This is a genomic window from Thiothrix caldifontis (assembly GCF_900107695.1).
Lineage (GTDB): Bacteria > Pseudomonadota > Gammaproteobacteria > Thiotrichales > Thiotrichaceae > Thiothrix > Thiothrix caldifontis.
Genome location: NZ_FNQP01000045.1, coordinates 1 through 10,370, shown reverse-complemented (window position 1 = coordinate 10,370; position 10,370 = coordinate 1). Strand labels below are relative to the sequence as shown.

11 protein-coding genes are annotated in these 10,370 nt (G+C 50.4%); 7 read left to right on the top strand and 4 right to left on the bottom strand.

Annotation, left to right across the window (positions count from 1 at the left end):
• Positions 1-53: 53 nt before the first annotated feature.
• A complete protein-coding gene (locus BLV87_RS19625; protein ID WP_175517813.1) occupies positions 54-212 on the bottom strand; it encodes a hypothetical protein in 159 nt (52 codons plus the stop codon).
• 253 nt (positions 213-465) lie between these two features.
• Here BLV87_RS19625 and lon point away from each other — a divergent pair, with 253 nt between their 5' ends.
• Complete coding sequence (lon, locus tag BLV87_RS18570) at positions 466-2,805, top strand: endopeptidase La (protein WP_093071122.1); 2,340 nt, start codon at positions 466-468, stop codon at positions 2,803-2,805.
• Positions 2,806-2,851: 46 nt separating this feature from the next.
• Here lon and BLV87_RS18565 read toward each other — a convergent pair whose 3' ends face one another.
• Entirely contained in the window at positions 2,852-3,307 is a 456-nt protein-coding gene (locus tag BLV87_RS18565; RefSeq protein WP_093071120.1) for a rhodanese-like domain-containing protein, read from the bottom strand.
• Positions 3,308-3,433: 126 nt separating this feature from the next.
• Between BLV87_RS18565 and BLV87_RS18560 the strand changes: the two genes are divergently transcribed.
• A complete protein-coding gene (locus tag BLV87_RS18560) occupies positions 3,434-4,117 on the top strand; it encodes a response regulator transcription factor (RefSeq protein WP_093071118.1) in 684 nt (227 codons plus the stop codon).
• Positions 4,098-5,465: a sensor histidine kinase gene (locus tag BLV87_RS18555; RefSeq protein ID WP_093071116.1), complete on the top strand. Its 1,368-nt coding sequence runs from the start codon at positions 4,098-4,100 to the stop codon at positions 5,463-5,465. The genes BLV87_RS18560 and BLV87_RS18555 overlap by 20 nt, the downstream gene beginning before the upstream one ends.
• Here BLV87_RS18555 and BLV87_RS18550 read toward each other — a convergent pair.
• Positions 5,443-5,877 carry a hypothetical protein gene (locus BLV87_RS18550; RefSeq protein ID WP_093071115.1) on the bottom strand — a complete coding sequence of 145 codons (435 nt, stop codon included), beginning with the start codon at positions 5,875-5,877 and terminating at the stop codon, positions 5,443-5,445. The two genes, BLV87_RS18555 and BLV87_RS18550, sit on opposite strands and share 23 nt — an antisense overlap.
• Positions 5,878-5,965: 88 nt before the next feature.
• Between BLV87_RS18550 and BLV87_RS18545 the strand changes: the two genes are divergently transcribed.
• From BLV87_RS18545 to BLV87_RS18530, 4 genes are all read left to right on the top strand, one after another.
• Complete coding sequence (locus BLV87_RS18545; protein ID WP_093071113.1) at positions 5,966-6,277, top strand: TraR/DksA family transcriptional regulator; 312 nt, start codon at positions 5,966-5,968, stop codon at positions 6,275-6,277.
• Between the two features lie 18 nt (positions 6,278-6,295).
• Complete coding sequence (locus BLV87_RS18540) at positions 6,296-6,580, top strand: putative hemolysin (protein WP_093071111.1); 285 nt, start codon at positions 6,296-6,298, stop codon at positions 6,578-6,580.
• Positions 6,581-6,610: 30 nt separating this feature from the next.
• A complete protein-coding gene (locus tag BLV87_RS18535) occupies positions 6,611-8,884 on the top strand; it encodes a hypothetical protein (RefSeq protein ID WP_139282232.1) in 2,274 nt (757 codons plus the stop codon).
• 109 nt (positions 8,885-8,993) lie between these two features.
• Positions 8,994-9,608 (top strand): hypothetical protein, encoded by a 615-nt coding sequence (locus tag BLV87_RS18530; RefSeq protein ID WP_093071108.1) that lies wholly within the window; start codon positions 8,994-8,996, stop codon positions 9,606-9,608.
• A 46-nt stretch (positions 9,609-9,654) separates the two neighbouring features.
• Here BLV87_RS18530 and BLV87_RS18525 read toward each other — a convergent pair whose 3' ends face one another.
• Entirely contained in the window at positions 9,655-10,221 is a 567-nt protein-coding gene (locus BLV87_RS18525; RefSeq protein ID WP_245707075.1) for an MOSC domain-containing protein, read from the bottom strand.
• Positions 10,222-10,370 lie beyond the last annotated feature (149 nt).

Sequence of the window (10,370 nt, the reverse complement as noted above, 5' to 3'; positions counted from 1 at the left end):
CGGTTTCCAGAAGTGCCAACGTATGGCGAATTTTGTGTGAAATCTACGTCAAATTACTGATTATCCTCATCCAACACTGGATCATGCTCACCGGATTGTGGGAAATACCCCAGCGCAGCCTCACCAAAGGTGTTCAAGCCATTCAGGAACAGGCTTCCCATCTTGCCGCCTGCATCGCTGAGCGACGCAGCTTGATAAAATGCCTCAAGCAACTGGCAAAACTCTTCGCTTCTTCAACCGCTTGCCGACAAAACAAACGGAGGAAAAAACCTAATAATTGGATGAGATTACAGCAAGTTAGGGAATGGAGGGCTTAAAGTTGATGCGTATAGAGTCTCCGCAGAATCCACCCACGTTTGGTCAACACGCTGAACACCTCCTCTTGAAATAACGCAAGTCATCACAATCTTATACAATAATGATACTTGATATATTTACTGGGTTAATCCCAACCGAGGTAACAGAATGAACGAATCTCTTATCCTAATCCCCATGCGTGACGTGGTACTGTTCCCCGGCATGGCGATTCCCATCACCATCGGGCGCGAACAGTCACTCGCTGCTGCCCAAGAAGCCGTGAAAAGTGGGCGTAAAATCGGTTTAGTGTTGCAAAAACAAGCCGAAACCAACACTCCTGAAGGCCATCATTTGCACAGCATGGGCACGATTGCCAACATCTTGCGGTATGTCACCACTTCCAGTGGCACACACCATTTGGTCGTGCAAGGCGAAGAACGCTTCCGCATCGTGAATTACGTGCAAGATCAGCCGTATCTAGAAGCAAACGTCGAGATTATTCCCGAAGTCGAAACCGATGACGCTGACATCAAAGCCCGGATGCGCCATTTGCAAGAAAAAGCCATCGAAACAGTACAATTGTTGCCGCAAGCACCGCCTGAAGTCGTGAGTGCTATCCAAAGCATCGAATACGCAGGTGCCTTGGCAGACTTAATCAGCAATTTCCTCGACATTAGTCCGCAGGAAAAGCAAGCGATTCTCGAAACCACCGCCTTGCGTGAACGCCTCGACAAAGTTGCCGAGCATGTGCGTCACCAGCTCGAAGTGCTGAAACTTACCCGCGAAATCGACCAGCAAACCCAACAGTCGATGGATGCTCGCCAGCGTGAATTCATGCTGCGCGAACGCCTCAAAGCCATCAAAAAGGAGTTGGGCGAAGACGATGACGACAGCAACCAAGCCGAAATTGACGAACTGAAACAGGCTATTGCCGACGCGAATATGTCTGATGAAGCCGCTGAACAAGCGCGTAAGGAACTCAAGCGTCTGCAAAAAATGCCAGAAGCTTCCGGTGAATATTCAATGATTCGTACCTACCTCGACTGGCTCACTAACCTGCCTTGGAACGTGCTCGCCACCGAAAACATCGACATTGCCAAAGCCCGTGAAGTACTCGACGAAGACCATTACGGCTTAGAGAAAATCAAAAAACGTATCCTCGAATACCTCGCGGTACGTAAACTCAACCCGCAAGGCCGCAGCCCGATTCTGTGTTTTGTAGGGCCTCCCGGTGTTGGCAAAACCTCCTTAGGCAAAAGCATTGCACGCTCCCTAGGCTTACCCTTTGTCCGCACCAGCCTTGGCGGGGTACATGACGAAGCCGAAATTCGGGGACATCGACGCACTTACATGGGTGCACTTCCCGGCAATGTGATTCAGGAATTGCGTAAAGCCAAACACCGTAACCCCGTGTTCATGCTCGATGAAATCGACAAGCTCGGCGGCGGCGGTTATCACGGTGACCCCGCAGCGGCATTGCTCGAAGTGCTTGACCCCGCACAAAACGAAACCTTCCGTGACAACTATTTAGCGTTGCCGTTTGACTTGAGCAAAGTGGTATTTATTGCTACTGCCAACGTGCTGGACGCTATTCCGGGACCATTACGTGACCGCATGGAAGTGATCAGCCTACCCGGCTACACCGAAGACGAAAAAGTGGAAATCGCAAAACGTTATTTGTTATCCCGTCAGCTTGAGGCGCACGGTTTAAAACCGGAGCAAGTGCATGTCAATGAAGCAGCTTTACACTCCATTGTTGCCGACTACACCCGTGAAGCGGGTTGTCGCAATCTGGAACGTGAACTTGCCGCCGTCATGCGCAATGCGGCGATTCAGATTGCCGAAAGCAAGACCGAGCGCGTGGCGATTACCCCCGCAGAATTGCCCGATATTCTTGGGGCGCAACGTTTTGAGAGCGAGGTAGCTATGCGTACCAGCGTCCCTGGCGTTGCCACAGGATTAGCATGGACACCTGTGGGCGGCGATATTCTATTCATCGAAACTACCAAAATGCCGGGCAATGGCAAGCTGATCATTACCGGACAATTGGGTGATGTGATGAAGGAAAGTGCACAAGCTGCGCTCAGCCTGATTAAATCACAGGCAAGGCGTTTCGGCGTTGACCCGCAAGTATTTGAGAAACACGACATTCACCTGCACGTTCCAGCAGGTGCAATCCCCAAAGATGGCCCTAGTGCTGGGGTGTCGATTTTCACCTCGCTGGTGTCCTTGCTGAGTGAGCGCAAGGTACGCAGTGATGTAGCCATGACGGGTGAAATCAGCTTACGTGGTTTGGTGTTACCGATTGGCGGGGTAAAGGAAAAATGCCTTGCTGCCTTACGAGCAGGGATTCATACCGTGATGTTACCTGCGCGTAACCGCAAAGATCTGGAAGATGTGCCGGAAAATGCCCGCAAACAACTTAATTTTGTGTGGCTGGAACGGGTGGAAGATGCAATTAGCGTAGCACTAGAAATAGCGGAATTAGACATGCAAACCGCAGCATGAGAAATATTCCCCTCTACCGTATAGACGTAGAGGGGAAATCTATGCATTACTTCAACGGAGTCACTGGATTGCCGTCACCAATCCATCCCTTGATGCCTTTGGTAACGTTATAGACTTGCTTGTAGCCAGCGGCTGCTAACATTTCAGCACCTGCTTGAGTACGGTTGCCGGTGCGGCAAATCAATGCAACAGGCTGATCCGGTGGTGCGATTTGCTGAATCGTTTGGGCAAATTGTTTCGATACTTGCCCATTAGCCTCAAACAACGTCAAAGGTTTGCTGCCCGCTACTATGCCTGTCTCCTGCCATTCTTCAGGTAAGCGGATGTCAATCAACGTTACTTTTTTAGCCAACAAGTCTTTGAGTTCTGTGTTAGAAACATTGGTGTAACCGCCTTGTGTCGTTGCTGCGGTTGCGGTTGTGTTTATACCAGCGCTTTTATCAGCACATCCCGTGAAACCTACTAGGCTCACTAAGAGTACTAAAGGAAATAACCTTTTCATCTGCAATACCTTGCCCACTATTTGTTTAAAAAACGGCGCGGATTCTAACACACCCCACTGTTATTGCGATGAACATTACAAGATGTTCACCACACAAACCTCTCGAAGTGTTTTATGCTTTACGCCATGAATATCCTAATCGTTGAAGATGACCGCCAAACCGCCAGTTTCATCCAGAAAGGCTTGATGGAAAGTGGCTATATTGTTGACCATGCTGCTGATGGCGAGGATGGTTTGCACCTTGCCCTGCAAGGCCATTACGATGTGTTGATTGTCGACCGTATGTTGCCCAAACGCGATGGCTTATCCTTAATCCAAACGTTACGCGCTCAGGGGATGCAAACACCGGTGCTGATTCTTAGCGCCTTGGGCGATGTGGATAATCGGGTGGAAGGCTTACGTGCCGGTGGGGACGATTATCTGGTCAAACCCTACGCTTTCAGTGAATTACTGGCGCGTTTGCAAGCCCTGTTACGCCGCACCCAACCCGCGCAAGACTATACAATCCTCAAAGTGCGTGATTTGGAAATGGATTTGCTGAAACGCCGCGTAACCCGCAGTGGGACGGTCATTCCCCTGCAACCTCGCGAATTCAACTTGCTCGAATACTTAATGCGCCACGCAGGACAAGTTGTCACCCGCACCATGTTGCTGGAGAAGGTGTGGGATTACCATTTCGACCCGCAAACTAACGTGATCGACGTGCACATTAGCCGTTTGCGTGGCAAGATTGACAAAGATTTTGACCCGCCATTGCTGCACACTATCCGAGGCGCTGGGTATTTATTGCATGACCCGCAAACTGCTTAATACCTCTGTTTTTCGGCTCTCACTGGTGTATGCGCTACTTTTTAGTACCGTAGCGGCAGGTGCATTGGGTTTTATTTACTGGATGGCGAAAGGGCAAATGGAACAGCAAACCGATGCCCGCTTACAACTGGAAACCGATGCCCTGCTTAACCTTTACCGCAGTCTTGCGGTCGAAGGCTTAACCGGCGCTATTAGTATGCGTAACAGTGAAAACGGCTCGCGCTTTCTGATTTCGCGCCTGATTCACCGCAGTCAGCAAGATTTGACCCGTGACCTTCAGTTTGACAGCTTCACGCAAAACCCCAAACAAATTGTTGCCAGTTTACCGCTCAGCATTATTACCGGAAAAAAAGACCATACTGAACCCGCCCGCATGATGCTCACCATTTTGCCCGGTGGCTATCAATTGTTAGTCGTCACAGACCTAAAAGAACAGCACACCCTGCAAGATCGCTTATTCCAAACCGTGCTGGGAGCCATTGGCATTATTGTCGCGTTAGCCTTAGCGGGGGGGATTTTCATGGGGCATAACGTGCAACGGCGTATCAATGCGGTGGGGCGTACTGCCAATGACATTATGAGCGGCGACTTAGCTCGCCGAATGCCCGTTACAGGGCGCAACGACGAATTTGATAGCCTCAGCCGGGTACTCAATACCATGCTGGCACGTATCGAACACCTGATGCAAAGTATGCGCGACGTGACCGATAACCTAGCCCACGACCTGCGCAACCCACTTAATCGCTTACGCAATCGTCTGGAAACCAGCCAGTATCACCCCACTGCACACACCGATTACCCACAACTGATCCAAGACACGATTGTAGAAGTCGATGAACTCATCAAAACCTTCAACGCCCTGCTCAGCATTGCGCAAATAGAATCCAGCAGGCAACGTCAGGATTGGGCAGACATCGACTTAACCCTGTTGATTGAAGAATTAGCTGACCTGTATACGGCGGTTGCTGAAGAACAAAATCTCACCCTAACCTATCAAGCGGAGGCGGGTTTGCATCTGCATGGCAACCGCCAATTAATCGCTCAAGCCATTACCAACTTACTGGACAATGCCGTGAAATATACCCCCCCAAGCGGGGCTATCCGCTTGGAAGCCACGCAGCAGCCCAAGCAGATATGCATTAGCGTGGCGGATAATGGGCCGGGCATTCCCGAAACACAGCGTGAACAAGTCTTCAAACGCTTTACCCGTCTCGATAATGCCCGCAGCACCCCCGGTAACGGGCTGGGGTTAAGTCTGGTGAAAGCAGTAGCTGAATTGCATGGTGCAAGCGTGCAATTGCAGGATAATCACCCCGGCTTAAAGGCTAGTATCCTGATTTCCCGTTGATTTTATCCAGTGCTTCCTGACCAATACCCTGAGCGGTATCTGCCGTGGCACGATTGACGGCTTGCACCAAATCACTGTCAGGAATTGATATGCCATTAATCATCATCGCGGTGGGCGTATTGGCATATTCCCCCATGGCATTGCGGTAATCCATATCAGGGCTGCTGAGGCCATAGATACACACTGCCTGGGAAATCTCGCCGTCTGCCTGCCCCACTAACGCAAAGTCCAGCGTCACTTGCAGTTGTACACCGGTTTGTTCGGTTTGTTTTTCGCCATGCCAAACCACACTTTTATCACCCGCTAACACACTAGTAACGGCTTTACAGGTTTTGATGGGAGAATCCAGCCCATGCCCGCCTGAACAACTTGCCAACATGAATACACTTGTTAATACTACCAGCTTGCGCATTTATTAATCCCTCTTTTGTACTACATCATGCCGGAAACCCGACAATGCGTTATCATCATTCCTTTAAGCCTTAATGAGAACAGAAAACATGTATGAAGAAAAGCATAAGCATCTAAAAGAACTGGAAAAAGTGCTTGTCTCACGCATTGATAACGTCAGCCATGACCTTAGCAGCGAACACAGTGCCGATTCTGCTGAACAAATCACCGAACGTGAAAATGAAGATGTGCTGCGTAATTTAAAAGAAGAAACCCAACTGGAACTGAAGCAAGTGCGCAGTGCTCTAAAACGCATTGACAGTGGTGAATACGGCATGTGTGCCAAGTGTGGTGAGCCGATCAGTGCGGCGAGATTGGATGCACTGCCTTATGCAACGCTATGCATCCGTTGCGCCAGTTAACGTAACAAAGGAACTATCATGAGTTTGAGATTAGGCTTTTTCATTAGCATCGTGGTAACAACACTCAGTGCTTGTGGCAGTACGCCTCCTCCTCTAAACGCTGCACCTCATGCAGTACGTGCAGCCAGCCCCGCATCGCTCAATTGCCTTCAGAACCACGGCAAACTAGATATTCGCCAAACCCCAGAAGGCGAACGTGCGGATTGTGTATTACCCAGTGGTAAACGTTGTGATGAATGGGAAATGTTCCGGGGTAATTGCCCGACTCGCACCGTTAACGCCAACGGCATCTTCGGCTTTTAGTCGTCTAATGAATATAAGGGCTACAACAATATGCAGACTAAAATAATAATGGTGGCAGCGTTATCGCTGTTACTGAACAGTTGCGGTGGCGGGGGTGAAACCAGTAACCCTCCCCCGTCTTCCAGTAATAACGGGCGTTTGTTACTGCTTGACCCGACCCGCAGCAATGCCGAAACGCCCATCAGTGGTTTGCAATACCTCAGTGCTGGCAATGTGAGTGGTGCAGATGGCAGTTTCACCGCTCCCTCTAGCAACCTACTGCTTCACTTAGGCAGCAACACGCAACTGTCAGTAATCGGCAAAACCAGCTTAACGCAACACGATATGGCAGCGGCACTGTGCAGTGGCAATGCAGACCTTAGTGCCTGCACCTACCATGTGCGTAAAAATCTGGAACGTTTTTTCCTCAGCCTCGACAGCGACCGTAACCCCAGCAATGGTATTCAACTGGGCGCAAACGCCAACAGCCTGAACTTAGCGTGGAACGTTTCGCCTGATCAATTTGAAAACGTGTTAGCTCAACAACTCAGCGTCTATGGGCAAACACCGGCAGCCCTGTTCCAACCGTCGCTGGGCATTAATAGCGAAGCACCACAAGCTGAACAAAACAGCATTTCGTCCCCCATACCTTTTGCCGACATTTTTCGGGTTGCCCGTCCTTTGCGTGAATATTCCTGTAAAGACGTGGTTTATGATGAAAACGGCTGGGCGACTACACCACCCAGCACTACTTGCATTATCCGCACCTTCCTGCTGGATAGTGCCGTGCAAGGTCAAGTTCCCAATGGACGTTACACCGTGTTGTACGAAGGCAATGGCAAGCTGGAATATTCTGGCTACGCCAAAATGGTGAGCAACACACCGGGGCGTGATGAAATCGACATTACCCTACCCGTCAAACTGGATAGTGTCCCCACCAATAACCGTATCGGTGTAAAAATTGTCAGTGGCACTGTCAAAAATATCCGCATTGTCATGCCCGGTGGTATTTGCGAAGGCAAACCGTTCACGCGAGTAGACAGCGCGGCTAATTGCCCAGCAGGTCAGTACCGCAGCTTTGAAGACACTTTGCGCACTGACCGTAATGCCATTGTCTTCAACCCCAGCTACTTAAACTTCCTCAAAGACTTCCGCGTGGTGCGCATGATGAATCTGATGGAAGCCAGCCCAAGCTACCTCACCTGTGCGCAAACCGAACCCGGCAAAACCAACAGTTTCATCCGCGATGCCGATGGCAATCTGATCTTTGACCAAACCTGTTTGGTGCAAGAATTCCGCTGGGATCAGCGTAGCAAACTCGCGGATGCGGTATGGGGCGCATCCGGCAATATCGCGCGTCTGGAACGTTACGGGCGTGGTGTGCCTATTGAAGTACAAGTCGAACTGGCAAACCAGTTAAACGCGCACCCGTGGTTTAACATCCCTCATAATGCTTCTGAAACCTACATCAGGGAATTTGCCCGCTACGTTGAAGCACACCTCAAACCGGGTTTAAAAGCCCATGTCGAGTACAGCAATGAAACCTGGAATGGTATTTTCTGGGCGTATCGTTACGTGCTCAAAAAAGGCGAAGAACTGGGTAGCCCTACCGATGCCTGGCGCGGTGCTAATTTCTACGCAAAACAAGCCAGCAAAGTCTTTCAGATTTGGGAAGATGAATTTGGCGGCACGCAACGTCTGATCCGCCTATTGGGGACATACCAGAATGACGCCAACCGTACCGAACGAATGCTCGCCTACAGTGACACCCGGCAATACGTTGACGCCATTGCCACAGGTGGCTATTTCTACGCCTGCTGGCGCAATGACGACCCCAAACTGCCTGCTTGCAATGACGGCAACAAAATCCCCCAACCGTTGGTGAATGCCACGTCTGTCGATGCTATTTTTGCCGCAATTGATAACCCCAGTGACCCGTTTGGGCTGGAAGGTCTTAAAAACCAGTTTACCAAGCAAGCAGCCGTCGCACAAAAGTATGGCAAAGCCTTGTACGCTTACGAAGGTGGGCAACACCTAACCATTGGCGGTGAAATTGCCGCTGACCGCCGACAAAAAATGATCGACTTGCTCCATGCTGCCAACCGTGACCCGCGCATGGGCGAACGTTACCAACGCCTATTGGAAGCGTGGAAAGCCGCCGGTGGGCAGACGTTTATGCTGTTTAGTGTGCCGCACACGTTCAGCCAGTACGGCAGTTTTGGCATTAAAGAAAGCCTGAATCAACCGCGTAGCAGTGCGCCCAAATACGATGCGGCGATGAAGTTCCAAGAGAGTCAAGGGACATGTTGGTGGAGCGGGTGTTGAATAGTACACCCTAACGTCGCGTTATCTGCAACTTCCCTACCCTAAGCTATTCAGTTCGTCAAGTTTGGTGCATGATCTTCCCACTGTTAACAATATCAGGAGGAAGGTCATGTACCACTTACTTCGCTACATACTCATTACACTGTTGAGTATTACTTCATTTGGTTGTGCCACAAATGCTTTACATTCCAGCAAAAATGTCAGCACTGAAAAAATCAACAGCTTCCTGATCACGCCCGATAAAGCCACGTTGGTCGTCGCAGGTGAGCAACACCATTTCATTTTTCCGCTGAATGAGCCATTGAAATCGGTATTGCAATGGAACGGACGCGCCAAACTTACCCCGACCTTCGATAAATTCACCGTGAATGCAGGGCAAAGCGTGAGCGGTAGTTACACCTTACAAGCCGATGTGGGAAAACTCACAGTGGAAGAACACCAATTTTTGACCCAACGCGGTTTCAGCCAACAGGGGAATACCGTGGCATACCGTGCCAATATTCAAGGAACGCGCTATCTGGCAGGCAGCGTGAAAGTGCCGCAAACCGCGTTTTTCCGCCAGCCGTATGAACTGACCGTGGCTGCGCCGGATGGCATCGCGGATACTGCCGCAAAAATTGCCCTGACTCCGCTGACATTGACAGCGGATGGTGTGACCGCTGTGCTGGGTGGGATTGTACTAGCACCGTTTTTTGGCTTACTGATGATGTCCGGCGGGCTGTGAACGGGGTTCTTTGTAAAAAATGCCGATCAATACCTTAACGGGACGGTTAACGGCTCAGCCTATCTCCAACTGTGATGAGCTGTTTCTCACCAAAGCTGAGCGTGGCATTTTGCCCGAAATAAGCACCGCTTAAATGCAGGTAAGGATTCATAGCAACCAGCGTTTTCAATGGCTCTTTCGGGTCAGCAATCATGCCGGTTTGTGGGTCAATCGTGGTAATTTTGCAGCGCTGGCAAGGCTTGCGGATCGTAAAACGGTAAACTTGCATCGCAGCCGTTAGGGTTGTGCAGCGGTCTTCGCCAAACGCTTCAATGCCACTGATAACAATATTGGGGCGAAAGCGAGTCATGGGAACGGGGTTTGCGCCATTCACCACCAGTTGCGCATTCAGGGCTTGCAGCGAGGCTTCCGAGACAATCAGGAAGGGGTATCCGTCGGAAAAAGCGGTGTCAGCACTGTCACCATTCATGTAATTCGGGTCAACGGGGCGGGTAAAATCATCAGCAAAGCGTACCAACCGCAAGTCACCACCTTGCCATTTTCCCAATATGTGGGTGAGCCATTGTGAAGCAGCATCACCTTCATCGTAGGCTTGGCAGTGGTCACGCCACACAACGACTTCGATCCGTTGAGCGGGCGTGGTATGTAGGGCGACGGTAAATGGTGGCTATACGCATCAACTTTAAGCCCTCCATTCCCTAACTTGCTGTAATCTCATCCAATTATTAGGTTTTTTCCTCCGTTTGTTTTGTCGGCAAGCGG